Annotated in this window: 24 protein-coding genes; 7 read left to right on the top strand and 17 right to left on the bottom strand. The window is 65.6% G+C overall.

What is annotated here, in order from left to right:
* Positions 1–54 precede the first annotated feature (54 nt).
* The 3 genes from ACLMAJ_RS15335 to dprE1 form a co-directional block, all read right to left on the bottom strand.
* Positions 55–2,031: a galactan 5-O-arabinofuranosyltransferase gene (locus ACLMAJ_RS15335; RefSeq protein WP_412014443.1), complete on the bottom strand. Its 1,977-nt coding sequence runs from the start codon at positions 2,029–2,031 to the stop codon at positions 55–57.
* A gap of 409 nt (positions 2,032–2,440) precedes the next feature.
* On the bottom strand, positions 2,441–3,220 hold the full coding sequence (dprE2, locus tag ACLMAJ_RS15330) for a decaprenylphospho-beta-D-erythro-pentofuranosid-2-ulose 2-reductase (RefSeq protein ID WP_412014325.1): 780 nt from the start codon (positions 3,218–3,220) through the stop codon (positions 2,441–2,443).
* Complete coding sequence (gene dprE1, locus ACLMAJ_RS15325) at positions 3,217–4,674, bottom strand: decaprenylphosphoryl-beta-D-ribose oxidase (protein WP_412014324.1); 1,458 nt, start codon at positions 4,672–4,674, stop codon at positions 3,217–3,219. The genes dprE2 and dprE1 overlap by 4 nt, the downstream gene beginning before the upstream one ends.
* Positions 4,675–4,806: 132 nt before the next feature.
* On the opposite strand from dprE1, the gene ACLMAJ_RS15320 reads away from it, so the two are divergent.
* Positions 4,807–5,262 carry a GtrA family protein gene (locus tag ACLMAJ_RS15320; RefSeq protein WP_412014323.1) on the top strand — a complete coding sequence of 152 codons (456 nt, stop codon included), beginning with the start codon at positions 4,807–4,809 and terminating at the stop codon, positions 5,260–5,262.
* 49 nt (positions 5,263–5,311) lie between these two features.
* Here ACLMAJ_RS15320 and ACLMAJ_RS15315 read toward each other — a convergent pair whose 3' ends face one another.
* The 3 genes from ACLMAJ_RS15315 to ACLMAJ_RS15305 all read right to left on the bottom strand — a co-directional run bounded on the left by ACLMAJ_RS15315 (position 5,312) and on the right by ACLMAJ_RS15305 (position 8,926).
* Positions 5,312–5,950 (bottom strand): pyridoxamine 5'-phosphate oxidase family protein, encoded by a 639-nt coding sequence (locus ACLMAJ_RS15315; protein WP_412014321.1) that lies wholly within the window; start codon positions 5,948–5,950, stop codon positions 5,312–5,314.
* A gap of 227 nt (positions 5,951–6,177) precedes the next feature.
* Complete coding sequence (locus ACLMAJ_RS15310; protein WP_412014320.1) at positions 6,178–8,367, bottom strand: molybdopterin-dependent oxidoreductase; 2,190 nt, start codon at positions 8,365–8,367, stop codon at positions 6,178–6,180.
* A 112-nt stretch (positions 8,368–8,479) separates the two neighbouring features.
* Positions 8,480–8,926, bottom strand: coding sequence for a hypothetical protein (locus ACLMAJ_RS15305; protein ID WP_412014319.1), 447 nt, complete (start codon positions 8,924–8,926; stop codon positions 8,480–8,482).
* A 232-nt stretch (positions 8,927–9,158) separates the two neighbouring features.
* Between ACLMAJ_RS15305 and ACLMAJ_RS15300 the strand changes: the two genes are divergently transcribed.
* Both ACLMAJ_RS15300 and ACLMAJ_RS15295 read left to right on the top strand, forming a co-directional pair.
* On the top strand, positions 9,159–9,719 hold the full coding sequence (locus ACLMAJ_RS15300; protein WP_412014318.1) for a DUF4282 domain-containing protein: 561 nt from the start codon (positions 9,159–9,161) through the stop codon (positions 9,717–9,719).
* A 219-nt stretch (positions 9,720–9,938) separates the two neighbouring features.
* A complete protein-coding gene (locus ACLMAJ_RS15295; RefSeq protein ID WP_412014317.1) occupies positions 9,939–10,814 on the top strand; it encodes a helix-turn-helix domain-containing protein in 876 nt (291 codons plus the stop codon).
* 29 nt (positions 10,815–10,843) lie between these two features.
* Here ACLMAJ_RS15295 and ACLMAJ_RS15290 read toward each other — a convergent pair whose 3' ends face one another.
* From ACLMAJ_RS15290 to rfbA, 3 genes are all read right to left on the bottom strand, one after another.
* Positions 10,844–11,269 carry a MarR family winged helix-turn-helix transcriptional regulator gene (locus ACLMAJ_RS15290; RefSeq protein WP_412014316.1) on the bottom strand — a complete coding sequence of 142 codons (426 nt, stop codon included), beginning with the start codon at positions 11,267–11,269 and terminating at the stop codon, positions 10,844–10,846.
* 90 nt (positions 11,270–11,359) lie between these two features.
* Complete coding sequence (locus ACLMAJ_RS15285; RefSeq protein ID WP_412014442.1) at positions 11,360–11,908, bottom strand: dTDP-4-dehydrorhamnose 3,5-epimerase family protein; 549 nt, start codon at positions 11,906–11,908, stop codon at positions 11,360–11,362.
* Positions 11,909–11,910: 2 nt separating this feature from the next.
* A complete protein-coding gene (gene rfbA, locus ACLMAJ_RS15280; RefSeq protein WP_412014315.1) occupies positions 11,911–12,783 on the bottom strand; it encodes a glucose-1-phosphate thymidylyltransferase RfbA in 873 nt (290 codons plus the stop codon).
* 225 nt (positions 12,784–13,008) lie between these two features.
* Between rfbA and ACLMAJ_RS15275 the strand changes: the two genes are divergently transcribed.
* Complete coding sequence (locus ACLMAJ_RS15275) at positions 13,009–14,001, top strand: alpha/beta hydrolase (protein WP_412014314.1); 993 nt, start codon at positions 13,009–13,011, stop codon at positions 13,999–14,001.
* A 356-nt stretch (positions 14,002–14,357) separates the two neighbouring features.
* Here ACLMAJ_RS15275 and ACLMAJ_RS15270 read toward each other — a convergent pair whose 3' ends face one another.
* Positions 14,358–15,080 carry a DUF8020 domain-containing protein gene (locus ACLMAJ_RS15270; protein ID WP_412014313.1) on the bottom strand — a complete coding sequence of 241 codons (723 nt, stop codon included), beginning with the start codon at positions 15,078–15,080 and terminating at the stop codon, positions 14,358–14,360.
* Between the two features lie 300 nt (positions 15,081–15,380).
* Here ACLMAJ_RS15270 and rfbB point away from each other — a divergent pair, with 300 nt between their 5' ends.
* Positions 15,381–16,394, top strand: coding sequence for a dTDP-glucose 4,6-dehydratase (gene rfbB, locus ACLMAJ_RS15265; protein ID WP_412014312.1), 1,014 nt, complete (start codon positions 15,381–15,383; stop codon positions 16,392–16,394).
* A 14-nt stretch (positions 16,395–16,408) separates the two neighbouring features.
* Here the strand turns inward: rfbB and ACLMAJ_RS15260 are convergent, their stop codons facing one another.
* The gene (locus ACLMAJ_RS15260; protein ID WP_412014311.1) at positions 16,409–18,178 is read right to left on the bottom strand and encodes a DUF2142 domain-containing protein; all 1,770 of its coding nucleotides are present in this window, start codon (positions 18,176–18,178) and stop codon (positions 16,409–16,411) included.
* On the bottom strand, positions 18,175–19,143 hold the full coding sequence (locus ACLMAJ_RS15255) for a glycosyltransferase (protein WP_412014310.1): 969 nt from the start codon (positions 19,141–19,143) through the stop codon (positions 18,175–18,177). The genes ACLMAJ_RS15260 and ACLMAJ_RS15255 overlap by 4 nt, the downstream gene beginning before the upstream one ends.
* Positions 19,144–19,305: 162 nt before the next feature.
* Here ACLMAJ_RS15255 and ACLMAJ_RS15250 point away from each other — a divergent pair, with 162 nt between their 5' ends.
* Together ACLMAJ_RS15250 and ACLMAJ_RS15245 are read left to right on the top strand one after the other, a co-directional pair.
* Positions 19,306–19,836, top strand: a complete 531-nt coding sequence (locus ACLMAJ_RS15250; protein WP_412014309.1) for a GtrA family protein — start codon at positions 19,306–19,308, stop codon at positions 19,834–19,836.
* 120 nt (positions 19,837–19,956) lie between these two features.
* On the top strand, positions 19,957–21,858 hold the full coding sequence (locus ACLMAJ_RS15245; RefSeq protein ID WP_412014308.1) for a glycosyltransferase: 1,902 nt from the start codon (positions 19,957–19,959) through the stop codon (positions 21,856–21,858).
* 148 nt (positions 21,859–22,006) lie between these two features.
* Here the strand turns inward: ACLMAJ_RS15245 and ACLMAJ_RS15240 are convergent, their stop codons facing one another.
* The 5 genes from ACLMAJ_RS15240 to wzt form a co-directional block, all read right to left on the bottom strand.
* Complete coding sequence (locus tag ACLMAJ_RS15240) at positions 22,007–22,858, bottom strand: SDR family oxidoreductase (protein ID WP_412014307.1); 852 nt, start codon at positions 22,856–22,858, stop codon at positions 22,007–22,009.
* 159 nt (positions 22,859–23,017) lie between these two features.
* Positions 23,018–23,719, bottom strand: coding sequence for a hypothetical protein (locus ACLMAJ_RS15235; RefSeq protein ID WP_412014306.1), 702 nt, complete (start codon positions 23,717–23,719; stop codon positions 23,018–23,020).
* Between the two features lie 55 nt (positions 23,720–23,774).
* Positions 23,775–24,824, bottom strand: a complete 1,050-nt coding sequence (rsgA, locus tag ACLMAJ_RS15230) for a ribosome small subunit-dependent GTPase A (RefSeq protein WP_412014305.1) — start codon at positions 24,822–24,824, stop codon at positions 23,775–23,777.
* A gap of 225 nt (positions 24,825–25,049) precedes the next feature.
* Entirely contained in the window at positions 25,050–26,033 is a 984-nt protein-coding gene (glfT1, locus tag ACLMAJ_RS15225; protein WP_412014304.1) for a galactofuranosyltransferase GlfT1, read from the bottom strand.
* Positions 26,030–26,869 (bottom strand): galactan export ABC transporter ATP-binding subunit Wzt/RfbE, encoded by an 840-nt coding sequence (gene wzt / locus ACLMAJ_RS15220; RefSeq protein WP_412014303.1) that lies wholly within the window; start codon positions 26,867–26,869, stop codon positions 26,030–26,032. The genes glfT1 and wzt overlap by 4 nt, the downstream gene beginning before the upstream one ends.

Raw genomic sequence — 26,869 nt, 5'->3', positions numbered from 1 at the left:
ACGGAGCTATCGCGAGACGCTGTGCCGTCCACCGTCGTGTGCCGCTGGCGTCGACTAACGGTTGACGGTGATGAGGGTGAAGGGGCCGATGTCGGTGGTGGTGAAGTGTGGGTCGCTGAAGAGCTTCTCGGGGAAGGTCACCGTGTAGCGCTTGACGTTGGGGTCGTTGGGGTAGACGTCCTTGGCCAGGCGGAGGGTGTAGTTGTCGCCGTCGCGGCGGAAGAGGAAGGCGTCCGGGGCGCGCCAGGGGGCGGCCGCGAGGGCGTCTTGCAGTTCGCCGGGGGTTTTCAGCTTGCTCCACGCCTCGATGGTTGCGGCGCGACCGGCGAAGTCCGCCAGCGGGTTTGCGTAGTGCGAGGTGAGGGCCTGGAAGCCGAAGTAAGGGTAGAAGGCGAGGAAGCTGGTATCCGCGGTGAGCAGTACGGTGTCCGAGCGTGGCCGCCCGGTCTGCGCGGTGAGCGCCGCGTCGATGTCGCGGTAGTACGACACCGCCGAGGGATTGCGTTGGTCGGCGCGCTTTCCATTGCCGTCGGTGTCGGTGTAGGCGGTGGTGATCTCCGCCGCGAGGATGTGCGGAATGTTCTGTGTGAAGGCCAGTGCGCCGACGGTGGCAACGGCGATCGCCATCAGCCGGAACCGGCCCGGCTCGTTGAGCGCCTGGTACACCGCCCGTGTGCCCTCCACGAAGCCGAACGCGCCCGCCGCGCCGAGCAGCACGAGCAGCACGGGCTCCAAGCGGAACGAGAGCAGCGTGGTCCCGGCCGCGGTGGCCGCCATCGACAGCAGCGACCACAGGTAGATCGCCACCACGCCGATGCCGAGCCCCTGTGCCCGCCGAGACGTCGCGGCCCGCATAACCAGCCACACGGTGCCGACCAGGCAAAATGCGCCGAGCAGCGAGAACTCCGCCATCGGGAACGGCAGCTCGGCGCCGGCTACCGGCAGATAGTGGAAGGCGGTCCCGGAGCTGGCGGTGGTTCCGCTGAGCATCTTCAGCAGGTAGGGCAGGTACACGGTCAGCGCGAGCACTCCGGCGATCGCCGCGATAACGACGAGCCGGACCAGCGGCGCGACCGCCGCTCGCCACGGGCTGGCAGTCGCGGTCGTGGTTCGGTCGGCAGCAGACGGCAACGGATCGCCGCCCGGGGTCTCGGGTGTTCGCTGTGCACGGAAGGCCAGCCAGGCCGCGAGCAGTCCCATCAAGCCGATCGAGAAAGCGGCCAGCGCGAGGTACAGCGTGTAGAAGGTTGCCGCAAGGCCGAGGAACAGGCCCGTGCCGATGACCGCGCCCCAGCCGCCCGCGGTCGTGGCGTCGGATGTGCGCGAGTCCGTGTCCGCGCGCGGCCGGTGCAGCGCGCCCCACGCGAGCACGAGTGCGGGCGGCAGCAGCACCAAGATCGGAGCACCGTAGGCCTCCGGCGAGCCGTACGCCACCGTGATCGCCGTGGTCGCGGCCGTCACGCCGATCGCCAAGTCCGCGCGAATCAGCTTGGACCACAGCACCAGTGAGATCACCGCGGCGACGGCGAGTGATCCGATCGCGTACGGCTTGAAGACCTCCCAGCCGTCCATCCCGAGCACGTTCGCCACCCGCCCACCGATCCAGAACCACCCGGCGGGGTAGAACGGCGGCAGGTCCGCATAGGTCATGTCGTGCAGCGCCGCACTGTCGGTGAGCCGCGTCAGGTACTCGGTACGGAACTCCTGATCCACCGAGACGCCGAACAGATACAGCTTGGTGGCCGCGAGCGGCATGCCGAGGGTGAAGGTGACGAATGTCGAAATCCCCACCCAGGAAAGCAGTTTCGCGGCCAGCGGCCAGCGCCGAAGGCGAATGAGTCCGATCGCCACCGCGATCAGCGCCGCGGCGAGGACCTGACCGACGGTGGTCAACGCCCGAGTCACATTGGACGAGTTGAACGCGGGCCACTGCACCATCGAAAATGCCACCAGCCCAACGGCGGCCACAATAATCGCGACAACCGCCGCGAGTACCGCCTCGCCGAGCCCCGAGCCGACATACCGGGCGATCCGTGCGCCACGGCTCTGTCGCGTTCCGGTGCCTTGTTCCACCACTGCCGTGCTCACTGAACCGCCTCGTTGCCTCGATGCGCTGCCTCACGGTGCGCTGCTTGCCGAGCGGATGGCGCGGTCGAGTCCACGACGGTCGCCGTGCAGCTGGGGCCGCGGCGAGATCGCCGCGCCTCGAAGCGGCCGCCGCACCCTTGTCCGGTTACTCGCATGGCATCTCCAGATTCACTCTGCTCGGCACTGGCGCGGCCGTGCGATCGGCGCCCATGCTGCCAGGTCCGGCTGGCCGATGTGCGCACCGCACGCGGCCGGGCGGCACCCTTTCAACGGATCCGCACCCGCTCCTGGCATCCGCACGAGCTGCGGATCCGAGAACGGGTGCGGGGGAGCCGAGGTGCGGCAGGCAAGCTCAGATGGGGAGCTTGCGGAAGATCGCGCGCGGGATGTGGCGCAGGATCACCATGACGTAGCGGAAGGCGCCGGGCGCCCAGATGAGGTCCTTGCCCTTCTGGGAGGCCGAAACCGCAAGCACCGCAACTTCTTCTTTGTCGACGGTGAGCGGCGCCTCTTTGACACCCGCGGATTCCCACGCTGCCAGGGTGGTCTTGGTTCGCACCTGGCCGGGCCGGATGACCAGCACGCGCGGGCCGAACGGCCGCAGTGCCTCGCCGAGGCCGAGGTAGAAGCCGTCGAGTCCGGCCTTGGTCGAGCCGTAGACGAAGTTCGAGCGCTTCACCCGCTCACCCGCGGCCGAGGACATGGCGATGATCCGCCCGAAGCCCTGCGCCTTCATCTTCTCGCCGACCAGCACGCCGACGGAAACGGCCGCGGTGTAATTGATCTGAGCGATCTGCACGGCCTTGCGCTGGTCCTGCCACAGTTCCTCGGCATTGCCGAGCAGTCCGAAGGCGACGATCGCGACGTCCACGTCGCCACCGTCCCACGCCGCCTCGATCACCTTGGGGTGGCTGTCGGTGTCGAGTCCGTCGAAGTCGATGACCTCGACGCTGCTCGCGCCCGCCGACCGCATCTCGGCCACCGCCGACTCGCGCAGACGATCGCCTGGCAGCACAGCGAGAATGATCCGCGCTGGACTCTTCTTCAGGTACTCGGCGCAGATCGCCAAGCCGATTTCCGAGGTACCGCCCAGCAGCAGGATGGTCTGCGGGTTGCCTACGGCATTAATCACTGAAGCTCCAGCCTTCTCGCCATATCGGACATGAAAACGCCTGTGGGATCGACACTTCGGCGGATCTTGATCCATTCGTCGATCCGCGGGTACATCTTGTGGAAAGCCTCGGCGGTGGTGCGCGAGTCCTTCGCGGTGTACAGCCGCCCGCCGAACTCCATCACGCGCTTGTCGAGCTCGCCGACCAACTCGTTGAGACCCGGCTTGATCGGGAAGTCGACGCAGATGTTCCAGCCCGGCATCGGGAAGCTCAGCGGCGCCTGGTTACCCGGCCCGAACAGCTTGAAAACGTTCAATGCCGAGTACTGGCCCGACGCCTGGATGTCGATGATGATCTTCTTGAATTCCTCGACCGCCTCGGTCGGCACCACGAACTGGTACTGGAGGAATCCGTTGGATCCGTAGCCACGGTTCCACTCCGCGATCATGTCGAGCGGGTGGTAGAACTGCGTCAGATTCTGCACCTTGCCGGTGTAGTTGCCGCCCATCCGGTAGTACGCCTCGCCGATGGACATCAGCGTCACCTTGTTCATGGTCCAGTTCGGGAAGATGTCCGGAACCGTCATGAGCTGGGGTGCGTCGAACTTCAACGGCTTGCGCTGGAGCTTCGCGGGTAGCTCGTCGAGCTTCGCGAGCCGACCGCGGGTGATGGTGGCGCGCCCCAGCTTCGGCATCGGGCTGATCACGTCGAACCACGCGCTCGAGTAGGTGTAGTCGGCTTCGCTGCCGTCGCTGTGCGCCGCGATCGTCTCGTCGAGGGTCGTGGTCTTGACGCCGTCGTTGAGGAAGTACGCGCTCTCGGTGACCACCATCTCGATGGTCGCGCGCAGGATGATGCCGGTGAGGCCGTTGCCGCCGACGGTCGCCCAGAACAGCTTGGCGTTGCGCTTGGGTGTGAGGTGCTGCACCTGCCCGTCGGCGGTGAGCAGATCGATCGAGCGCACGTGGTTGCCGAAGCTGCCCTCGCTGTGGTGGTTCTTGCCATGGATATCGGAGGCGATAGCGCCACCGATCGTCACCTGGCGGGTGCCGGGTAGCACCGGGACCCACAGCCCGAACGGCAGCGCGGCCTTCATCAGCTGATCCAGGCTGACCCCGCCGTCCACATCGACGATATGGGTGTCGCCGTCGATGCGATGGATGCGGTTGAGCGCGGTCATGTCGACGACGAGGCCGCCGGCATTCTGCGCGTGATCGCCGTAGGACCGGCCGAGCCCGCGCGCGATGACACCTCGGCGCAGGTGGGCTGGCTTGCTGTCGTTGTCCTCGGCGACCATGGCTACGGCCTTGGCGATCAGTTCTGGATCGCTCGTCGAGAGAACTTCGGAAGAGGATGGTGCGGTGCGACCCCACCCGGTCAGCGCCCGAGTGCGTGTCGGCAGAGCGAACGCATCATCGGGGGTTGTGCCGGGGTTGATACCGGTGGTGGTGGCGGCCGGAGCTTTCGTGGACATCGGGATAGAGGCTACATGCATGGCCGGACATCCGGTCGGCCTCGCCGAACTCCCCGGTGCGGGAGGCCGCGACTGCGGCCGCCCAAAGCGCTTCCTTACGGACGCGCCGACGGCTCCCGCTACGCTCGTCGCGTGCATGCCGAACCCCACCTCCCGCTTCCGGCCGAGCTGCCGCTGGTCGACGAGCCGGGGGGCACCGAAGTCGACCTGAAGACCCAGATCATCCGTTTCGGCCTCACCGGCGGCCTCTCGGCCGTCGTCGACTACGGGATCTACAGCCTGCTGCTGAACCTGATCGGGCTCCCGGTCAGCGTCGCCAAGTCGATCAGCTTCATCGCGGGCACCACCACCGCATACCTGATCAACCGCCGATGGACCTTCCAGGCGCCCCCGAGCCGCGCCCGCTTCATCGCGGTGGTTGTTCTCTACGCCGTCACCTTCGCCGTCCAAGTCGGCATCAACGCGTTGCTCTACGCCACTCTGTCCGACGAGTGGTGGCGCCAGCCGCTGGCGTTTGTCATCGCCCAGGGCACCGCGACGGTCATCAATTTCGTCGTGCAGCGGGTCGTCATCTTCAAGATTCACTGAGCGTCGCGGCCGGACGCGCAGCGGGATGAGGTCGCCGTGCGCGTACGTATCAGCGGTGGACGAGAGCCTGCGCCGCGACTGCCTCGGCGCGGGATTGTGATTTGGCGCCGAAGTAGTCGCCGCCCTTGGCGCGGACGTTGTCGGTGCCCCACTCGCGTTCTTCTCGGGCGGCGGGCACCAGGTGCGGGATGTGCTTGCGGCAGTGGATGTAGGCCTCTTCGATATCGACGGCGACCCAGCAGGTGCCAACCCGGCCTTTCCGGGGCTCCGGCAGATCGGTGGCCGATCTGCGCAGTGTGCTGTCGTCGACGATCCGGGCCGCGCCGTTGATGTGCAGACCGATCAGATCGCGGACGAAATCGATTAGCAGGATGCCTACGTGGGGGTTCTCCAGGATGTTGCCGAGGCTGGCCATAACGCCGTTGCCGCGGTATTCGGGGTAGACAATCGTGCGTTCGTCGATGACGTGCAGAAAGCCGGGTGCGCCCGCGCGGAAGCTGGCGTCGCATTCTCCATGTTTATCCGCGGTGGCTATGAACGCCATATCCGTTCGCGCGACGAATTCGATCATTGTCGGGGTCAGCCGGTCCAGCACCTGGTCGTCGTAGAAACGTCCGGCTCTGTCCTGCGTGTTGTACCTGTCTTGTAGTTCGCGCTCGCCGTCACTGCCACTCTGTGTACCGGGCATCTGCGCCCCCTCTGGTAGCCGGAGTCCGGCCACTCGGGGTTCGACGCTGAACCGCGATTAAACCGAAATCCAGTCCATCTTAATGGGTTTCACCGGCCAGTTCTACAAAATCCATTTCGAGAATGTCTCGAATGCTCAGTTAGCGCAAGGGTTTCCACATGTTAGCCACAAGCCGACCGGCCGGAATGTCAACCGGACGATCGGCATCGGTGGCCACGGCGGGCGGTTCAGGCCGGTGTCAATGTGACGGGGACACCGTTGAACACCGCATTGCCCGAGGGCACATCGACGACCGAATCATCGGTCAGCACATTGGCGTTGACCCCGGCATGGTCCCTGGCGACCGCCTGTGTGCTGTCGGTGTGGCCCCACCCGTGCGGCAGGCTCACCACCCCGGGCATGATCGCGTCGGTCGGCTCCAGCGGCACCGTCAACGATCCGGCGGCGGACTTCACGATCGCGTGTTCACCGAGGCCGAGCCGTGCAACATCGGCGGGATTGATATGCAACGTGCACTTGTTCGACCCGCTCACCAGGGTCGCGATGTTGTGCATCCAGCTGTTGTTGGACCGCAACTGGCGTCGCCCGATCAACACCACGTCCGGTGCGGCGTCGGTGAGTCTGCCCCGCAGCCTGGCCACATCATCGAGCAGCTGCTGCGGTGCCAGCTCCACCCGTCCGGATGCCGTCCGCAATACCCCTGGCAGCCTCGGCTCCAGCGGACCGAGGTCGATGCCGTGCGGATTGTCCAGCAGAGCTTGCAGATTGAGCGTGCCACCATTCCACTCGCCGTAGGGTCCGAGGCGGAGCATCATGTCGATCCGCTGCTCGGTGCTGTTCGCGCCGACCAGCTCCGGTCGCCGCTGCTGGAGTCCGGCTTTATGCAGCGTGCCCGCGATGACCAGCTCGTCCACCGCGGTGAGCGGATCCGGTCCGTCGGATCCGTCGTGCGGCCTTCCGGTCAGCGCCGCGGCGAGCCGTGCGAGGACACCCGCCTCCGAGGGACGCTCGCCGAGTGGCACCAGCGGTCGCGAATAGCGTGCGTAGTTACGGACCGCGAACTGCAACAGTGCGAAGTCGTAGTGCGGCGACTGCACCGGACGCGGCGGCGGCAGGATCACGTCGGCGTGCCTGGTGGTTTCGTTCAGATACCTATCGACGCTCACCAAGAAGTCCAGCTGCGCGAAGGCCGCGTCCAGCCGGACACCGCTCGGCGCCGACAGCACCGGGTTACCCGCGACCGTGACCACCGCGCGGACCTGCCCCTGGCCTTGGGTCGTGATCTCGTCGGCAAGGGTGGCCACCGGCAGCTCACCCATCGCCTCTGGCAGCTCACGGACCCGGCTGGCCCAGCGGCCGGTGCGGAATGGCTTGGTGCGGGCGATGCCGCCCGCAGCGGCGTTGGCGAACATGGCGCCGCCCGGGGAGTCCAGGTTGCCGGTCAGTACGTTGATCACCTCGACCAGCCACTGCGTCAGGGTGCCGAATTCGGCCGTGCAGGTTCCTATTCGGGCGTACACCGCGGCGGTCGGCGCCGCCGCGAGCTCCTGGGCCAGCCGGACAACGGTCTCGGCGGGCACCCCGGTCCGGGTCGCGACCACCTCCGGGGTGAAGTCCGCGGCGGCCGCGCGCACGTCGTCCAGCCCGGCCACCCCGACACGAATGTCGGTCAAGTCCTGCGCGAACAGCGTGTGGACGATCCCGAACAGTAGATAAGCGTCGCTGCCCGGCCGGATGAACAGATGCTCGTCGGCGAGCTTCGCGGTCCTGGTCACCCGGGGATCGACCACGACGAATCGGCCACCCCGACTGCGCAGCGCCTTCAGCCTGCCGGGGAAATCCGGTGCGGTGCACAGTGATCCGTTCGACTCCAGCGGGTTCGCGCCGAGCATCAGCAGATAGTCGGTGCGATCCAGATCCGGAACGGGCACGGTCAGCGGATCACCGAACATCAGTCCGCTGGCCACCTGCTTGGGCATCTGATCGGCCGTGCTCGCGGAATAGAAGTTCTTGGTTCCCAGCGCGCGGATGAGTATCGGCGCGTACAGCGCGCCCGCCACGGTATGCGCATTCGGGTTGCCCAGATACAGTGCCGCGGATTGGTTTCCGTGCTCGGCCACGATGGCGGGGAATCGTTCGGAGATGAGATCGAATGCCGCTGTCCAGGACGCGGTGCGCCAGGTATCGGTCGCGCGATCCCGGATCATCGGCTCGGTCAGCCGGTCGGGGTCCTCGTCCAGATGTCCGAAGCTCGCACCCTTGGGGCAGATGAAGCCCTTGCTGAACGGATCCTGTCGATCACCGCGGACGGAGGTCACGTGGTCTTCGGGATCGAGGGTGATTTCGAGTCCGCAGACCGCCTCGCACAGTGGGCAGGTGCGCAGCAGCGTGCGGGACGGATCTGTGGTCTGGGCCATACCTCATCATCGCCCGTGACAACGCAGAGTGAAACAGCAATGACCGATAACCGCGGTGCGGTTACCGGTCATGGTGGGCTGGGTAGTGCGGACCCTGCCCTTTATGCAGGTGTCAGCAGGCGACGCTGGTGAGTACGGGCTGCTGCTTGCGCGAGACCGCGGACCGGACGGCCGCGCTGATCGCGACTACCGGCGGGACCCAGCGGGCTTCGTTCGGCGAGATGCTCCAGCAGGCCGAGCCCGTCATCAGCTGGGTCGGCGGCAGCGGGATGCCCTCGCCGTCGGTGTGGATGGTGGCGCCTGCCTCGCGCAGCGCCTCCAGTGCCATCGCGGCCTTGCGGAGGCCGGTGACGAGGTGGATCTCACGCCGCTCGGCTCCCGGGATCTCGATCACCGGGCCGGAAAGATTGTTCGCCCGGAGGAACCGCCGCACCTCGGCGGCCAGTTCTCCGCTGACCTCGATGCCCGACAGATCGGCATCCGTGATCAGGCAGATCCCGTTCGTCGTTTCAGCGATCGTCCACCCGCGCTGGATGTAGTCCTGCGCAGCGGCAGTCATTGCTGCCGCTGAGACGGAAGTCGGAAACGTGGTGCGCACTGTCTTTCTCCATTCCCCGATGTACTCGGTCTTGCTGCATTCATGGGGCGTATCGGCGGGGAGTGGCCCGGGCGTTACGGGTTTTCAAAAGATCTTCATGAGTGTCGGGTTCGTCTCATCGGATGCCGATCAGCTATGGCCGGTTTCCTTGCCGTCCCTTGGCTGGTGGCCCCGATGCGGGGAGGATCGCGACATGACCGATGAGTCCAACGGCGTTCCGGTGCCGGATTCGGATGAGTACGAGACCGAATCGCGTTGGATCGCGTGGAAAGAGTCCACTTCCAGGCGGTTCTCGCGCTCGACCGGGACCGAAGAAGAACCTGCCGAGCCCTTCGAAAGTCCGCGCGCTTTCGGCCGATGGAGTGTCGAGGCCGCGCGCGGACTGCTCGACGTGCAGTTCCACCGCCCGGCGACCAGGACGTTGTTGCCGCTGGCCTACATGCTCGGCCTTACCTTCGCTATCGCGCTGCCGATCGCGCTGACAGTGCTTATGTGGCGAGTCGACGTGGTACTCGGTGTGCTCGCGGCGCTGGTTGCGGTGCCGCTCGGGCTGACCATCGCGGCGGTGGTCCGGCTGCTGCTGGAGTTCCTTGTGAACGCGTCGCGGTTGGCGACAAGGGTCGAGCACATCAGCGAGCTCGCCGATGATCTCTTCCAGGCGCTTTCGGATGTCGCGGAGCCGGTCAATCAGCTTTCCGAGGACGTCCGTGCGGTGCAGTTCTGGCGCTTCCGCAAGGGCGGTTCGCGCAAATAGGAACTAGACGGAATTGCCGCATCCGTTGGTACTTGAACCTGTTCGTCGCACCTGCGCCATCGTCGTATCTGTGACGTCAACGGTGTTATCTGTGAGTTTCATTGTGAAACAATGCTGTTCGGATGTCCGATTCCGACGACGGCATCTCAGGTAGGGAGCGTCGAACTCGCGCTCACGGGAGGTTCGCGGGTCGTGATGACGCACGCACGAGGGGGAAGCATGGCTTTACCGCACGGCACCACCGGTTCGACCATGCCGCGCCGGCAACTCGGCCGTCACCTGCGCGATCTGCGCAATCGAGCCAGGATGACGACCAGGATCGCCGCCCAGCAGCTCGAGTGGTCCGAGGCCAAGATCTGGCGAATCGAGACCGGCCAGACCTCATTGCGCAGCCTGGACGTCGAGGCCATGTGCAAGATTTATGGTGCGCCGAACGAACTCGTTGATCCGTTGACCGCGTTGGCAAGGGAAACCAAGGCGCGGGGCTGGTGGACCGGGTACAGCGACGTGATCAACGAGGGCTTCGAGGTGTACATCGGGTTGGAGGAAGCCGCCAGGCAGCTGTCCACCTTCGAGAACGAGCTGGTTCCCGGCCTCCTGCAAACCGAGTCCTATGCGCGCGCGGTGCTCGCGGCGGGCCGCCCCGAGGCGACGGATGCCGAGATCGAGCGCCGGGTGCAATTGCGAATGGCCAGGCAAGCGTTGGTGACTCGCGGTGATTCGCCGCTACAGCTCGACGTGGTGATCAGTGAGTCGTTGCTCTGGCATCGTGTCGGCGGTGCCGAGGTGACCGCCGAGCAGCTCGAGCACCTGCGGCGGATGTGTGATCTGCCCAATGTGCGAATCCGGGTGGTCGCCTCGGATTCCGGCTATCACGACGGCATGGACGCGGGCCGTTTCGTGCTGCTCGATTTCGCCGAGGGTGGCGTCGACGAGCTGACCGAACCGTCGGTCGTCTACATCGAGTCGTTCACCGGACCGATCTACCTCGACAAGGATCACGAAACAGAGCGATACCGAAAGGCTTTCGCGAACGCCAAGACGACGGCGTCGGACGGTAGGGCCGCCATCGAGGATGCGCGCGCCGGGTTGTGAGCGGTCGCGCCGCGTTGTGACCGTGCTGCCTACGTGCAGCGTGGGCTGCCGTCCCAGGTGTTCTCGAGTATCGCCCGATGCGTCGGCAGCGCATGTTCGTAGACCTCGCGGCCCTTATCGGTGAGGCAGACGAAAATCGCGCGGCGGTCTTCGGCGCACATGGTGCGCGACACCAGCCCATCGCGTTCCAGCCGGGCGACGGCACGCGAAAGCGCGCTCTGGCTCAGATAGATGTCATTGGCGAGATCGCTCATCCGGTAGTTGCCGCATTGGGCATCGATCAACCGGTCCAGCGTCTCGAACTCGCTGAGTCCGATCTCATGCTGCCCCTGTAGCGCTTTTTCGAGTGCGCAACTTACCGCCGCATGCCGGTCGAGCAGCTCACGCCACTCGCCAACCAGCCCGGTCGGCGCGACGGTGCGCCGGGCTGCGTCTGGAGTCGACACGTTCGACATGCGGCCCATCTTAATGGTCCCGACACATTAATGCAAGTGCATTTAATGCGCCCGCATTTAATATGCCATGCCTTCCTGCCCGAGTGACCGCTACGAGAAAGGGGGAGCGGCCGTGTCCTTGGGTGAGCGGACGTAGGTCAGCGGCCTACCGTCGCGGCCGACCGTCGGCCATTCGATGCCGAGCTGGGGGTCGAATGCATCGATGTCCCTGTCGAATTCGGGGGTGTACTCCAGCGAGCACAGATAGGTGACGGTGGACCGATCCTCGAGCGAGAGGATCGCGTGGCCGAGTCCCTCGGACAGGAACATCGAGCGCCGCTCGACGTCGTCGAGCACCACGCTGTCCCAGCGTCCGTAGGTGGGCGAGCCTTGGCGCAGGTCGACGACGACGTCGAGGAACGCACCGCGCACACAGGTGACGTATTTCGCCTGGCCGGGCGGGTCTTCGGTGTAGTGGATGCCGCGCAGCACGCCCGCGGCGGAGACCGAGCAGTTGGCCTGTCGCAGATCGAACGGCCGCCCGGTCACCTTCTCGAATTCCGACGCCTTGAACGATTCGAGGAACATGCCACGGTCGTCGCCGAACTGGCGCGGGGTGATCACCCAGGCGCCGGGCACCGCGAGTTCACGGAACTCCATACTCACCAATTCCGTCCGCGCTCGAGCAGATCGAGCAGGTAGTCGCCGTAGCCGGAACGGACCATCGGTTCGGCCGTCGCGCGCAGCTGTTCGTCGTCGATGAAGCCCATCCGCCACGCGACCTCTTCCGGCACGCCGATCTTCAGGCCCTGCCGTTGTTCGATGGTGCGGACGTAGTTGGCGGCGTCGAGCAGCGAGTCGAAGGTGCCGGTGTCCAACCACGCGGTGCCGCGGGCCAGTACGTCGACCTGGAGCCGATCCTGTTCCAGGTAGGCCCTGTTGATATCGGTGATCTCGTATTCGCCGCGCGCGGAGGGGCGTAGCCCACGCGCGACCTCGACCACGTCGTTGTCATAGAAATACAGCCCGGGGATCGCGTAGTTGGACCGCGGCTTCTTCGGCTTCTCCTCGATCGATACCGCAAGACCGTCGGTGAATTCGACGACGCCGTACGCGGTCGGGTCCGACACCCAGTAGGCGAAGACCGCGCCGCCTTCGATCCCCGCGAACCGGTTCAGGCTGGTGCCGAGGCCGGGGCCGTGGAAGATGTTGTCGCCCAGCACCAGTGCCGCGCTGTCGGTGCCGATGTGGTCGGCGCCGAGTACGAATGCCGTGGCAAGCCCATCGGGCTCCTGCTGGACGACGTAGCTGAGCGAGATGCCGAACTGGCTGCCGTCGCCGAGCAGCCTGCCGAAGGCGTCGGCGTCCTCCGGGGTGGTGATCACGAGTATGTCGGTGATGCCCGCGAGCATCAGCGTGGACAGCGGGTAATACACCATCGGTTTGTCGTAGACCGGGACCAGCTGCTTGCTCACCCCGCGCGTGATCGGGTGCAGCCGGGAACCGGTGCCGCCCGCCAAAATGATTCCGCGCATGAGGAGGAGTCTGCCAGTTTCACCCTGCCCGGATTCGGGGAGGTTCCGACTTGCCCACAAATTGATCACGAACGTTTGGCGCATGGGCGCGCCGGGACATTGCTGTTGCGTACGTCACGTTCACGTGATGTTCTGAAATATCATTGTGTGAGATGTCAGCGTCGACAACTCGCCCGCCAGCACCTTCGGCCGGGCTCGGCGCGCCAGTTGTGAGGTAGGTGCGCGATGTCCGCTAGCAGTGTCGGCGAGCCCGGTGTCGTGATGAATCCGGATGGTCCGAGCGCGCACTCCCGGGTGTTGTTGGCAACGTGCCTCGGCGTGCTGCGGCCCGCCTTGCGGGCCGCTCCGATCACCCGCGTGACCATCCCCATCGGCGCGGCCGCGATCGACACATTGGCGCGGTTGCGCCCCGAGCCACGCGGCATCGACCGGGAACAGGTGAAGCTGAACGGTTTCCGGATGGAGGTCATCCGCCCTTCCGGCGGCTCGCGTGCGCTTCGGCACGGCGCTGTGCTGTACATGCACGGCGGCGGGTTCGCCGTCTGTGGACTGCGCACCCATCGTCCCGTCGCGGCAAGTCTGGCCAGGCGTACCGGACTGCCCGTGGTGAATGTGGACTATCGCCAGTTGCCCGCGCAGAGCATTACGCAATCGGTCGAGGACTGCCTGAGCGCCTACCGCTGGCTGCTGCGGCACGGCGCGGACCCGGGGCGGATCGTCTTCGCGGGTGATTCGGCGGGCGGTTACCTGGCCTTCGCGACGGCACTGCGCGCGATCGAGCTCGGACTGCCGAGCCCCGCGGGCCTGATCGGGCTGAGCCCTCTGCTCGACCTCGACTATGCCGCCAAGCGGGACTACATCAACGCGGCGCGTGATCCGTATATACCGCTGTCCGCGCTCGCCGCGGTCGTGCGGATCGGCGCCGAGGTGGACCGCCGCCTCGATCCGATGCTCTCGCCGGTCAATGGCGCGTTGGCGAGCCTGCCGCCGGTGCTGCTGATCGCGGCCGAGGACGAAATACTGCGCTACGACTGCGAACTGATGGCGCGGCGGCTCACCGCGGCGGGCGTGCCGAACTCACTCGAGCTCTGGCGCGGTCAGGTGCACGCGTTCATGAGCATCTTCCCGAACCTCCCCGAGGGCAGGGCGGCGCTGGCGAGGGTCTCCCGGTTCGTGCGGGCTCGCCTCGAACAACCCGAGCAGGCTCGGACGGCCTGATCACGGTCGGCCGGACGAGTCGAACCCCGTCCCGGAATTTTCCGGGGCGGGGTTCTTTTTCGGGCCGCGCTGGGTGTGGCTGGACCGCAAAGCATTCCGCACCGACAAGTAGGCGCGCTTCCACTCGGTACTATTTCAGCGACGGTATGGGTGAGATTGCAAATTATCAGTAATGGTGCGTCTCTGAGCCATTCACCATTTGTTCATCTAATCGGGAGTCCGGCTCGGGCCGCGATTTCGGCGGCAAATGCTCGCATCCCATCGGGTCTGGAGGCCGGGCGTGGCAACTCAGTCCAACGGACGAAGACCCCGCACGGCCGGCAGCCGCGCGGGGTCTTCCGGCCCGTTGTTCAGTCTTACTTGGCCGGAGCCGGAGCGGCGGGCAACGGCTGGTTGATGGTGGTGAAGTACTGGATCACCGCACCGATCGCCACCGGGGCGGTGACGAGGATCTGACCCGCAAAGACGCCGACGGCGCCGACAAGGGCGATGCCGCCGATGCAGCCGACGACGGCCGCGGGCAGGAACGGCCCGAACAGACCGATAAGGGTGGCCGAGGCGACGGTCGCGCCGACGATGCCGCCGAGCACGCAGCCGACGGCCGCACCGCCGAGGCCGCCGACGAGAGTGCCGATGGTGGCGCCCATGGAGATGGTGCTGGTCAGCCGGGTCCAGGCGGCCACCTCACGGTCGTAATCGTTCTTCCAGGGCGCCTTGTCCTCATACGGCAGCGCAACCGGCTTGTAGACCGCCTGGGCCGGATCGAGCTGCGGCGTGAGAGTCGCTGTGCGGCCGGCGATTTCGGCGGCGATCGGGAACTCGAACTCGTCGACGCGGAACTTCAGCGGGGTACCCGCGACCACGGTGCCGTCGGCGGCCTTGATCTTCAGTGCGTCATCTTCGACAACGAGCGAACCGGCATCGGTCGTCACGATCGACTGGGTATCGGTGGCGTTAGCGGTGAAATTGATCGGGGCGGCGGCAGCCGGGACTGCCGGGGCCGCGTTGACGGTGCCTGCCGCGACGCCCATGGCGGCGATCAGCAGTGCCGACGTAGCGGCGAATTTCCTCATCAGCATGTTGTTAGGACCTCAAGGTTTAAAGCGTTCGAAGGGGACTAGACGATCGAAATCTAGACCAGCTAACGATTGGTGAACCACTTGTGACCATTAATTCAAATTCTGTTCACCATTAAGATCAGCGGCTTGGTGAGCTCTCAGAAATAAGCACGCCGACAAGGGTTTATGACGAGAAACCGAACTGGTCGTTACTCGCCTCGTCCAGTCGATGAGATCAAGATCACATCGCGGAAAAGCCTCCCAGTGGTGCGAAGGACCCTCGGCCGCCGACGGGCTCACCGGTGGACGTAGTGTCATGGAGTGCGATTGCTCGTAACCGGCGGCGCCGGATTCATCGGTGCGAATTTCGTCCGACAGACTCTGGCCGAGCGCCCCGACACGACCGTAACCGTCCTCGACGCCCTGACCTACGCGGGTAATCGGGCCTCGCTGGCTCCGGTGGCCGACCGAATCGACTTCGTGCACGGCGATATCGCCGATCTGGACCTCGTCGACGAGCTCGTCAGCGGTGTCGACGCCGTCGTCCACTTCGCGGCCGAATCGCACAACGACAACTCCCTCGCCGATCCGTGGCCGTTCGTGCAGACCAACATCGTCGGCACCTACTCGCTGCTGCAAGCGGTGCGCCGTCATGACGTGCGCTACCACCACGTCTCCACCGATGAGGTCTACGGCGACCTGACGCCCGAGGCCGCCGCGTTCGACGAGACAACGGCCTATAACCCGTCGAGCCCCTATTCGGCGACCAAGGCCTCCAGTGATCTGCTGGTGCGTGCCTGGACTCGTTCGTTCGGCGTCCGGTCCACGATCTCCAACTGCAGCAACAACTATGGGCCGTATCAGCACGTGGAGAAGTTCATCCCGCGGCAGATCACCAACCTCATCGACGGTGTCCGCCCCCGGCTCTACGGCGCGGGCCATCAGGTGCGCGACTGGATTCATGTGGACGACCACAACCGGGCGGTGCTGGACATCCTCGACCGGGGCAGGATCGGCCAGACCTATCTGATCGGCGCCGACGGCGAACTCGACAACAAGTCGGTGGTGCGGTTGATCCTGGAGGCATTCGACCGCGACCCCGACGATTTCGACCACGTCACCGACCGGGCAGGTCACGACCAGCGCTACGCGATCGACGCGTCGCTGCTCCGATCCGAACTCGGCTGGACCCCGCGCTACTCCGACTTCCGTTCCGGGCTTGCCGCGACCATCGAGTGGTACCGCGACAACGAATCGTGGTGGCGCCCGCACAAGGCGCTCACCGAGCGCGCCTACGCCGACGCGGGGGAAACCGAGATCAGCACCACGCACTGACCCGAGACGCGAAACTAGCCCCAGACGATGGAGTAGTACTTCCACAGTGCGGCGATCAGTGCGACCGCGGTGGCCGCGACGATGGTAATCGCCGGACCGCGAGTCGGGGTCTTGCCATCGGAGTCGGTGAGCCGCAATGGCATCCACCGCAGCAGCACGGCGAGCCCGATGATCGCCAGCGGGACGAAGTAGCGCCCCTGCACGCCGTCGATCATGTAGTAGCCGACCGGTGTGAAGGACATGTAGAGCGTCACATAGATCATCGCGACGCTGGCGGCCACCGTGAGCGCGACGATCAGGGTGCGCCGGAATGTCGCGGTGGCCTGGTTCATCCGATCCCCGATACCGACGCTCACCGCGAAGGCGAGCAGACAGGCCAGCATCGAAACGGCGGGGACGTCGATGTAGGAGAAGCCGAGCTCACCGAAGAACTGACTGAACCAGCGCCCGTCACGCAGCGCGATGCTTTCGCCGAAGACGTTCACGAAATGCAGTGGATCGGAGAGGATTCCGTTCAGCTGTTCGCCCGGCTTCACCGAATTCCATTGGTGCTGCGGGCGCATCAGGCCCATGCCGTCCCCGGTAGGTGCCGCGACCTTCATCCAGGCCGCGAAGACCAGACCACCGGCCGCGGCGAAGCCCAACGGGATCCAGCGCCGCCAGCCCGCGTCGGACCACGAGCCGCCACGTTCGGTGCTATTTCGAGCGACCTGCAAGCAGTCGCTAGCGGTGTTGTTTCGAGCGACCTGCAAGCAGTCGCTAGCGGTGTTGTTTCGAGCGACCTGCAAGCAGTCGCTAGCGGTGCGGGAGAACCCGAACCGATGTATCGGAATCACCACGATGAGCATCGCGAGCAGCACATAGGTCGGCTTGCTTATCGGCAGCAGGATGGTTGCGCTCAGCAGTGCCGCCGTCTCGATCCGCCCGAGCCGGTCGCCGATGAACAGCGCCTTGACCAACAGCGCCGAGACCATGATGGCCAGCGCGTTGGTCAACGTGTCCGCGGTGACCGTGCCGGACTGGAACACCGCGATCGGCAGCGCCGCGACGGTGAACGCCAGCCACTGGACGCGATGCTTACGCAGCGCCCACAGGCCGACTCCGACGACCGCGAGGTAGGTGAGCAGTCCGGCGAGCCTGGTAAGCAGAATCATGCCGCCGACGTTCAGGCCGAACAGTTCGGCCAGCCGAATGCCAACGGAGGCAGGGATATACGGCACCGGTGAGTAGGCGGCGGTATTGGTGAACCAGACCTGGTCGGTAGCCGAGGAGACCGCGGCGCCACCGAGTCGGTCGTAGCCGTCGGGATCGCCGACCATCTCGTCCGGCTCTTCCGGGTTGGTGGTGTAGTCGTTGAGGGCGTAGCCCATCAGGGCGGTGATGCTGACGGGCACCTCTCCGCCGTAGGCGATGCCGCGGTCGTCCTTGATTCGCTCGGGCAGGAAGCCGCCGTGCGCGACCTGATACGCCCTGCCGAACTGGGTGATCTCGTCATGGCCCCAGAACGGCGGAGTCACCACGGCGAACAGCGCTCCGAAGAGGGTCGCCAGGATGGTGAACGCGACAGTCGCGGCGCCGAAGCGGGTCACGATGCGCTGCGCCAGTCGACCGACCGTGCCGCGCGACGTGCGTCTCGACTCGGCGGCCTCGGGCGAGTTCGGTTGTGCTGCATCGTTATCCGAGGCAGCGGGCTGATCGAGGGTCGGTGCCGGACTCGGCCCGTTGCCCGTTGGCGTCGTCTCTTCGCCGGAGTCCGTCGTGGTCCGGTCGGCCGATGTGGTCAACGGTCGGTACCGTTCGGGCGCGGACCGTCCGCGCTGACGGCGGAATAACGCAGGTAGACCAGCCGCGACGCCTCGTGCCTCGAGCGTCGGATGCCGTCGAGGATCAGGCCGGCTGTCCATGCCAGGCCGCCGAGCAGCAGCAGGGTGAAGCCGAGGAACAGCGTCGGGAAGCGCGGCACCGAGCCGGTGTTGTAGAACTCGACCACTATCGGGATGGTCAGGATGATCGAGACCAGAAAGCTCAGCGTGCCGAAAAGGCCGTAGAACGCGACGGGTCGCTCGTGCCTTGCCAATCCGATGATCAGCGCGAGGATCTTGAACCCGTCATGATAGGTCCGCAGCTTGCTTTCGCTGCCGGCGGGCCGATCGCGGAACCCGACGGGGACGGCGGTTCGCGGTACCCGCAGATGCAGCGAATGCACCGTCAGTTCGGTCTCGATCTCGAATTCCCGCGACACCGCGGGGAAGCTCTTCACGAACCGGCGCGAGAACACCCGGAATCCGCTGAGCATGTCTTCGACGTTCTCGCCGAACACCTTTCCGACAACGCCGTTGAGCACCTTGTTGCCGGTCTCGTGGCCGGAGCGGTATGCCGAGGCGTCCGCGTCTTCCTGCCTGCGGACACCGAGCACGTGGTCGTACGGTCCGTCGAGCAGCGTCTTGATCATCAGCGGCGCTGCCGATGCCTCATAGGTGTCGTCGCCGTCGATCATCAGATAGACATCGGCCTCGATGTCGGCGAAGGCCCGCCGCACCACATTGCCCTTGCCTTTGGTGTGTTCGGCACGCACGATCGCACCGGCGGCGCGAGCCCGCTCTGCGGTCTCGTCGGTACTCAGGTTGTCGTACACATAGACGACAATTCCTGGCACGGCGGCCTGTAGGTCGGCGACGACCTTGGCGACCGAAGCCTCTTCGTTGTGGCACGGGACCACGGCGGCGATACGAAGCTCGGTGGAATCCACCCGGGTCAATCCTCGAGGTCGGCGGTGTGAATAGGAACACCGGGAGGGTACAGGGCTGTGCGGCGCCGCGCTTACTCGGTAAGGGTCTGCGGGCGGTCGATTAACCGAGCCTAATAGCTCGGGTGACGGCGCGGCGGCAGCCCATTGGGGTACCGTCGCCCGGTGCCCTACCCCGAGCAACCCGTGTCTGTGCCCGAGCGGTCCGGCTCGGTATCACCGACGCCGACCGCCGAGCCGCTTGCCGCGAGAGTGCTCGGTGCGCTGCGACGTGGTGGGGCATTCCTGGTGGTCGGTGCGATCGGGTTCCTTGTCGACGCGGGCACCTACAACCTGCTCGTGTTCTGGGGTGGCGAGGGGGTTCTGTATCACTTCCCGTTGCCCGCCAAGATCATCGCGATTGTCGTGGCAACCGTTGTCACCTACTTCGGCAACAAGTGGTGGACCTTCGCGCACAAGAAGACCGACAACCCCGGCCGTGAATATCTGCTCTACGCGTTGTTCAATGTGGTCGCCATCGGCTTACAGCTGGGTTGTCTCGGTTTTTCCCGTTACGTGCTCGATCTGTCGACGCCACTGTCGGACAATATTTCCGGCACCCTCATCGGTCAGATCGTCGCGGTCGTTTTCCGCTATTGGGCTTATGACAAATTCGTATTCGTCGGTCGTCCGGCGAACGACGAGCAACAAAAATAATCGCGGCGCTCTGGTCACTGAGCAGGCATGGGCCGAGGTCGGTTGATATCCTCGCACCCGCCGCGAACGGCATCCAGGGGCTGTCTGTCCCGTCGGCACAATAAAGATTTCGAGGACTTCATGGATCAGTCGGCTACCCAGGCCGTTACCGAGACGAACGATCGACCTTCGGCCGCTGCGGCGCCGGCCTCGCTGCGCGCCGACCATCGGGCGCCCGATCGTCTGCTGCTGCAGCGCGGCATCTTCACGGGGCCGTCGGCGAAGGTGAGTGACGAGCTGTATGCCGTCGTCAAGGGCCGCGCGCATCGGGAACGGCTTTCGCTACGGCTGGACAAGGGCGCGACCGCGCACACCAATACCTACTTCGGTCGGTTCTCCGCCAGCTACTGGCAGCGCTGGACCACCGTTACCGAGGTGCGGGCGACGATGGTGCTCGATGTGGTCGCGAAGGCAAAGGTCAGGGTGGTCGCCTCCGATATCGCCGGGCACCGCCGGATCATCGAGACCGCCGAGATCACCGCGAGCGGGCCGCTGACGCTGAGCGCGCCGCTGGATCAGTACGTCGACGGTGGCGCGCTGTGGCTCGAGTTCGATGCGGTCGGAGGCGACCTCGGGATCACAGAGCTCACCTGGACCTCGGTGGCGCCGGACCATATGCGGCCGGTGGCGATCGCGATCTGCACCTTCAACCGTGCCGAGGACTGTGCCAACACGGTGGCCGCGCTGGCCTCCGACCCGACCGTGCTCGCCGCGATCGACGCGGTGTACGTGGTCGACCAGGGTACCGATCTGGTGGAGAACCGCCCGCTGTTCCAGGACACTCTCCCGGTCTTCGGCGACAAGCTGCGCTACATCCGGCAACCGAATCTCGGTGGCGCCGGCGGTTTCACCCGCGGCCTCTACGAGGTGTCCGCGATCAACGAGCACGCCGATGTGATCCTGATGGACGATGACATCCTGTGCGAGCCGGAAACGGTGTTGCGGCTCAACGCATTCGCCAATATGACGGTGGAGCCGACGTTGGTCGGCGCGCAGATGCTGTTCCTGCTGAACCCCGACTATCTCAACGTCGGGGCCGAAGAGGTGCACCTGCACGAGCTCAAGCACGGGCAGAAGGTGCCCAAGGCGCTGCGCAACACCAGCATGCTCAAGCGCAATCAGGAGCGGCGCGTCGACGCGGGCTACAACGCCTGGTGGACCTGCCTGATCCCGGCCGAAGTCGTCGCCAAGATCGGCTTGCCCATCCCGATCTTCTTCCAGTGGGATGACGTCGAATACGGCGTGCGAGCCCGGGAGAACGGGTTCGTCACCGTCACCCTGCCCAACGCCGCGGTGTGGCACGCCGACTTCTACTGGAAGGACTACGACGACTGGGCGCGCTACTTCAGCACGCGCAACTCCCTCATCGTCGGGTCGCTGCACACCGATCTCGACGCGAAGGCCATCACCCGTCAGCTGTTCCGCAGCATGGCCGAACACCTGGTTGCCATGCAATATGGCCTGGTGCACACCACCTTGCAGGGCATCGAGGATTTCCTCGAGGGCCCGAAGGTGTTGCGCGACGGCGGAATCGACGCACTTGCCGCCGCCCGCACCAGCCGCGGCGACTACCCGGAGACGGCCAAACACGCGGCCGCGACTCCGCCGGTCCGCTCCGGCGATATCCAATTGCGCAGGGCCGGCGGTGAACCGAGCCGTGTGACCGCCGTGCTCATCAAGCGTGCCATCGGCCAGTGGACCGGCCGCACCCAGCACGGCCTGATCGGCGTCACCCGCGAGGACGCCCACTGGTGGCACGTCGCGCTGTTCGACCATGTCGTGGTCACCGATGCCTCGCAGTCCGGCGTCCGAATCCGTCAGCGCGACAAAGCAAGGGCCCGCGCCTTGCTGGTGCGCACCCTGCGCGTGCTTCGCCGCCTGCGTCGTGAACTGCCGACCGTGCAGAAGCAGTACCGCGCCGCGGTGCCGGAACTGACCAGCCGCGCCAACTGGGAGCGCCTGTACGGCATCGAGCCGAAATAGGTTCCCGCACAACGACAGACGAGCCGCACCCGCAGACGTGGGTGCGGCTCGTCTGTGCACAGTGCCGCCGGAGACACGGTTCGGACGAAGAGCGCGAGCCGCACCTGCCGGTGGCCTTGCCGCGGCGGCGCGACGCTCGGGTGCTGTCCTAGAGGAACAGGTCGGTGGTCAGCTCGCCGTCGCCGGGGACGACGCGGTACCTGTCGAGGTCGGTGATGCCGTGGGTGGCGAGGACTTCGTCGTCGAGGAAGAAATTGCCGGTGGTCTCCTTCGAGGGGGAAGTGAGGACCAGGTAGGCGGCATCGGCGTAGATGTCCGGGGTGCGGGAGGTCGCGATCATTTCCTCGCCACCGAGCAGGTTCTTCACCGCGGCGGTTGCGATGGTTGTGCGCGGCCACAGGGAGTTGACGCCGATGCCGTCGCCCTTGAGTTCTTCGGCCAATCCGAGTGTGGTCAGCGACATTCCATACTTGGCGATGGTGTAGCCGAGTGCGGTACCCGCCCACTTCGGATCGAGGTTCAGCGGGGGCGAGAGGGTGAGGATATGCGGGTTTCGACCCGCCGCCGCCGACTCGCGCAGCGCGGGAATGCTGAGCTTGGAGAGCAGGAAACTGCCTCGGCAGTTGATGTCCTGCATGAGGTCGTACTTCTTCATGGAGATGGCGTCGGTGCGGGACAGGTCGATCGCCGAGGCGTTGTTGACCACCATATCGATTCCGCCGAAGCGCTCCACCGTCTGGCGCACGGCCTCGGCCACCGACTCGTCGATGCGCACGTCGCCGACGAAGGGCAGCACCTGGCCGCCCGCGGCCTCGAGCTCGGCCGCCGCGGTGTGGATGGTGCCGGGAAGCTTGGGATGCGGCTGGTCGGTCTTGGCGATCAGGGTGATGTTCGCGCCGTCTGCCGCCGCGCGCTTGGCGATCTCCAGGCCGATGCCGCGACTTCCGCCCGACATGATCATCGTTTTGCCTGCTAGGGGCTTCGATCCCGGTTCCGTCATAACGTGCTCCTGTCGTATGTGCCGCAGGTGGCGCCCCGCGGCCTTCCGCGCTTTGCACGTTAAGGGTAAACCCTCACCCTATGCAACCAGTTGCATAGGGAGGTGGAAGAGAGGGCACCGGTACCGCGGGGGTTCCGATGCCCTCGACTTCACAGACCCTTAGATGCTCGCGATCATGACGATATTGAGCAGCATGATCAGTGCGGCAAGTCCCCAGGTGACGTAGAGGAACGCCATTCCGGGCGTCTTCTGCGGCACCTGGCCGATCGCGCCGTTGAGGAAGATCACCACGGGCGCACGGTAGTAGAACCGCGCCCCCGGTCCCTCGGCGATCGGCGCGGTCACCGTGGCGGGACCCATGTCGAACAGCCACGGTGTGGCGACCTTGACGTGGTACTGGCCGGGCCCGACCGGGATGTGGTTGGGACCCCAGCGCGTGTTCGGCACGCGCTGGCCGTTGATCAGGATTTTCGGCTTGGTCAATCCGAGCAGGAATGCCCACCCCGAATACGAGGCGTCGACGGTGAGGCCAGGCGGTGCGGGGGGTGCTGGCGGTGCTCCGTATGGCGCCTGCTGCGGGAACTGCGGTGCGGGCTGCCCGTATGGCTGCCCATACCCGGGTTGCTGTCCGAACTGCGGAGCCTGCGGTTGGCCGAATGCCGGCTGGCCGTAGGCAGGCTGCGGGATCTGCGGCTGGCTGACAGGAGGCTGGCCGTACGCAGGCTGCGGCTGGCCGGCCTGCTGATCCGGTGCGTACTGCGGCGCACCGTATGGCGGCGGCGCACCGTACTGCGGTGCGGGCTGCCCAGGCCATTGCCCGGGCTGCTGGCCCTGAGGCGGATACCCGCCGGGGTAACTCATTCAACCCTCCCAGTTAGCGATCAATGCGAGCCGACCCTACCGTGATTCGGCCAGTTCAGCGCCGCTGAGAGTTCCGCTCCTGGTAAGTCCTCCTGTGCTGCTTGGTGATGTCGCGCCAGGCCCGCTCTCGCTCGGCTTGCAGTCGTTTGTCGGTGCGCGCGGCCATCCACGCGTTCTCGCGGGCCAGCTTGCGATAGCTGTCGAATCGGCGCTGCGTCAGCTCGCCGTTATCGATGGCCTCCCCGACCGCGCAGCCCGGCTCGCCATTGTGTGCGCAATCGCCGAATCGGCATTGCTCGGCGAGAGCTTCGAGATCACTGAAGGTTTTCTCGATGCCTTCTGCCGCGTTCCACAATCCGATGCCGCGCAGTCCCGGTGTATCGATCAGCGTGCCGCCACCGGGCAGCGGTTGCAGCTCCCGATGCACCGTTGTGTGCCTGCCCTTCTTATCGGCAGTGCGAACACTGTTGGTGACGAACACGTCTCGGCCGAGCAGGGCATTGGCGAGCGTCGATTTACCCGCGCCCGAAGGACCGAGCAACACAACGGTTCCGTCGAGCATCGCGGCGAGCATATCCAGCCCGGCCCCGCTGCTCGCGCTGACCGCGAGCACCGTGGCACCGGGCGCGATAGGCCGTACCTCGTCGATCGGAATATCCAGCGCCGCATCCACTTTGGTGAGCAGCACAATCGGCTGCGCATTGCTTTCCCAGGCCAGCGCGAGCATTCGCTCGATCCGCCCGAGATCGACATCGGCGTCGGCGGCGGTGCAAATCAGCACGGTGTCGACGTTCGCCGCGAGCACCTGACCATGTGACCGTCCGGACACCGAGGAGCGCACGATCGCCGACCGGCGCGGGAATAGTTGCCGCACATTCGATTCGGCGTCGATGCCAACCCAATCGCCGGTACACAGCCCACTGATTTCGGCATCCGCGCGCGGACACCGAGCGCGAGCCCGGCCCGATGGTGTCGCGACATCGCACTCGCTGCGATCCATCCGGATCACCCGCGCGGGTACGCACCCATCCATGATGAGCGCTTCATATTCATTGGCAACGGCTTCGGTCCAGCCGTAAGGGACGAGCAGGTCGTAGTCGACCATGATGGAAGGAATCTTTCGTCGAGCACTGGGCCCGACGCGGGCTCAGTGAGGTGCGGGAGAGGTGGACCTCCGACGGGCGGCGCGCAATCGCGCGGCTCGCCCGGGCATGACAATCCGAAGCTCGGTAGTCACGCCGCCCACCTCCTCACCTGTCTCATCGAAGTTCCCTGACACCCTGACATCCTGGCCGGTACCGCGCAACCTATTTTCACGCGGGCTACGGCGTCAGTCTTTGTCCGGCCCGCCGAACTGCTCGTTGCGGCCGAGGCTGCGCAGGTGGAACCACTCCCGTAGCCCCGCGGGGTCGCGGCGGGTAACGAGGAAGAACCAGGAGAAGCGAACCCATTCCTGGGGGAGCAGCTTTCGCATGCCGGGCTGGGCCATCAGGTAGCCGCGGTTGCGATAGGTGAAGTAGCGCTTCACCGGATCATCGGGGTACTGGGTGTGCATCCGGCCGCCGAGGATCGGCTTGAATTCGGCGGAACCGTTGGGATGTAGGTAGGCCGTCTGTAGGCAGGTGCCGAAGGGCAGGCCGGAGCGGACAAGTCGGCGATGCACCTCGACCTCGTCGCCGCGCACGAACAGTCGCAGATCGGGGACGCCGATGACGTCGACCGCCTTGGCCGAGATCAGGGCGCCGTTGAACAGGGAGGCGATGCCGGGCAGGAAGTCCTCGTCGCCGAGCTCGGAACGCAGCCGTCGCCACACCACGCCGCGGCGCAACGGGAACGCGAGGTGATCCGGTTCGTCGATATCGCAGACCACCGGCGATACTTCCGAAAGGCCATGCCTGGCAGCGCAATCCAGCAGGATCGACAGTACCTCGGGACCCTCGGGCCTGCCGTCGTCGTCGGCCAGCCACACCCAGTCCGCGCCCTGGGTGAGCGCGTGCAGCATGCCGAGCGCGAAACCGCCCGCGCCACCGAGATTGTGCGCCGAACCGAGGTAGGTCGATTCGATCGGCTGCTCGTTGACCAGCTCGGCGACCTCGGGTTCATTGCCGTTATCGATCACGATCAGGTGATCCACCGGGCGCGATTGTGAGGTGACGACCTTCAGCGACGCGGCGAGCAGCTCACGCCGCTTGTGCGTCACCACGACCGCGATGATCCTGGCATCGGGTCCGGTTCCGGCCGGGACGAAGTCCACTGAGGACGCCGCCTCACCCTCGGCGACGATCGGGGATTCTTGCCCGGTCGGGTCGATCATGCCTGGTTCCGCTCCAGTTCTCGCTCGGTGTCCATTGTCCGCTCGGCTTCCATTTCTTGTAGCACCGTTGCGACGTGGTTCCCGGCCTCAGGTCCTTCGTATGCACGCACAACTTCTTCGATACCACCGCGCAAACGGATCTGTCCGTGGTCGATCCACATGGCCGTATCGCAGAGTTGCGCGAGGAATTCATTCGAATGACTGGCGAACACCAGGATGCCGGACCTGGCCACCAATGACTGCAACCGGATGCGGGCTTTCTTCATGAATTCGGCGTCGACCGCGCCGATACCCTCGTCGAGCAGCAGGATTTCCGGATCGATCGAGGTGACAACGCCCATGGCCAGTCGAACCCGCATACCCGTCGAATAGGTGCGCAGTGGCATGGACAGATATTCACCGAGTTCGGTGAAATCAGCGATCTCATCGATCTTGGCCAGCATCTGCTTGCGGGTCTGCCCGAGGAAAAGGCCGCGGATGATGATGTTCTCGTAGCCGGAAATCTCCGGGTCCATGCCGACGCCGAGGTCGAACACCGGCGCCACCCTGCCGCGGATTCGCGCACTGCCGCGCGAGGGTTCGTAGATTCCCGAAAGCAGCCGCAGCAGCGTCGATTTGCCTGCGCCGTTATGCCCGACGAGGCCGACCTTGTCGCCTTCCTTCAGCGACAGCGTGATGTCGCGCAGCGCCTCCACCACGACCACATCGGACTGGTTGCGTCCGATCGCGCCGCCGGCCTTGCCGAGGAACGCCTTCTTCAGCGACCGCGATTTGGCGTCGAAGATCGGGAATTCGACCCACGCGTTGCGGGTTTCGATACTCACATGATCGGTCAT

The sequence above is a fragment of the Nocardia arseniciresistens genome (assembly GCF_046764875.1).
Classification (GTDB): domain Bacteria; phylum Actinomycetota; class Actinomycetes; order Mycobacteriales; family Mycobacteriaceae; genus Nocardia; species Nocardia arseniciresistens.
Note: the sequence above shows the minus strand (reverse complement) of the source record. Positions and strands in the feature narration are given on the sequence as shown.

What these genes read in the sequence shown, in the direction of transcription:
- dprE1 (WP_412014324.1), bottom strand. Translation starts at nt 4,674, where the DNA reads ATGTCCACGAAAGCTCCGGCCGCCACCACCACCGGTATCAACCCCGGC.
- ACLMAJ_RS15315 (WP_412014321.1), bottom strand. Translation starts at nt 5,950, where the DNA reads ATGCCCGGTACACAGAGTGGCAGTGACGGCGAGCGCGAACTACAAGAC.
- ACLMAJ_RS15310 (WP_412014320.1), bottom strand. Translation starts at nt 8,367, where the DNA reads ATGGCCCAGACCACAGATCCGTCCCGCACGCTGCTGCGCACCTGCCCA.
- ACLMAJ_RS15305 (WP_412014319.1), bottom strand. Translation starts at nt 8,926, where the DNA reads ATGACTGCCGCTGCGCAGGACTACATCCAGCGCGGGTGGACGATCGCT.
- ACLMAJ_RS15300 (WP_412014318.1), top strand. Translation starts at nt 9,159, where the DNA reads ATGACCGATGAGTCCAACGGCGTTCCGGTGCCGGATTCGGATGAGTAC.
- ACLMAJ_RS15295 (WP_412014317.1), top strand. Translation starts at nt 9,939, where the DNA reads ATGGCTTTACCGCACGGCACCACCGGTTCGACCATGCCGCGCCGGCAA.
- ACLMAJ_RS15290 (WP_412014316.1), bottom strand. Translation starts at nt 11,269, where the DNA reads ATGTCGAACGTGTCGACTCCAGACGCAGCCCGGCGCACCGTCGCGCCG.
- ACLMAJ_RS15285 (WP_412014442.1), bottom strand. Translation starts at nt 11,908, where the DNA reads ATGGAGTTCCGTGAACTCGCGGTGCCCGGCGCCTGGGTGATCACCCCG.
- rfbA (WP_412014315.1), bottom strand. Translation starts at nt 12,783, where the DNA reads ATGCGCGGAATCATTTTGGCGGGCGGCACCGGTTCCCGGCTGCACCCG.
- ACLMAJ_RS15275 (WP_412014314.1), top strand. Translation starts at nt 13,009, where the DNA reads ATGTCCGCTAGCAGTGTCGGCGAGCCCGGTGTCGTGATGAATCCGGAT.
- ACLMAJ_RS15270 (WP_412014313.1), bottom strand. Translation starts at nt 15,080, where the DNA reads ATGCTGATGAGGAAATTCGCCGCTACGTCGGCACTGCTGATCGCCGCC.
- ACLMAJ_RS15245 (WP_412014308.1), top strand. Translation starts at nt 19,957, where the DNA reads ATGGATCAGTCGGCTACCCAGGCCGTTACCGAGACGAACGATCGACCT.
- ACLMAJ_RS15240 (WP_412014307.1), bottom strand. Translation starts at nt 22,858, where the DNA reads ATGACGGAACCGGGATCGAAGCCCCTAGCAGGCAAAACGATGATCATG.
- ACLMAJ_RS15235 (WP_412014306.1), bottom strand. Translation starts at nt 23,719, where the DNA reads ATGAGTTACCCCGGCGGGTATCCGCCTCAGGGCCAGCAGCCCGGGCAA.
- rsgA (WP_412014305.1), bottom strand. Translation starts at nt 24,824, where the DNA reads ATGGTCGACTACGACCTGCTCGTCCCTTACGGCTGGACCGAAGCCGTT.
- glfT1 (WP_412014304.1), bottom strand. Translation starts at nt 26,033, where the DNA reads ATGATCGACCCGACCGGGCAAGAATCCCCGATCGTCGCCGAGGGTGAG.
- wzt (WP_412014303.1), bottom strand. Translation starts at nt 26,869, where the DNA reads ATGACCGATCATGTGAGTATCGAAACCCGCAACGCGTGGGTCGAATTC.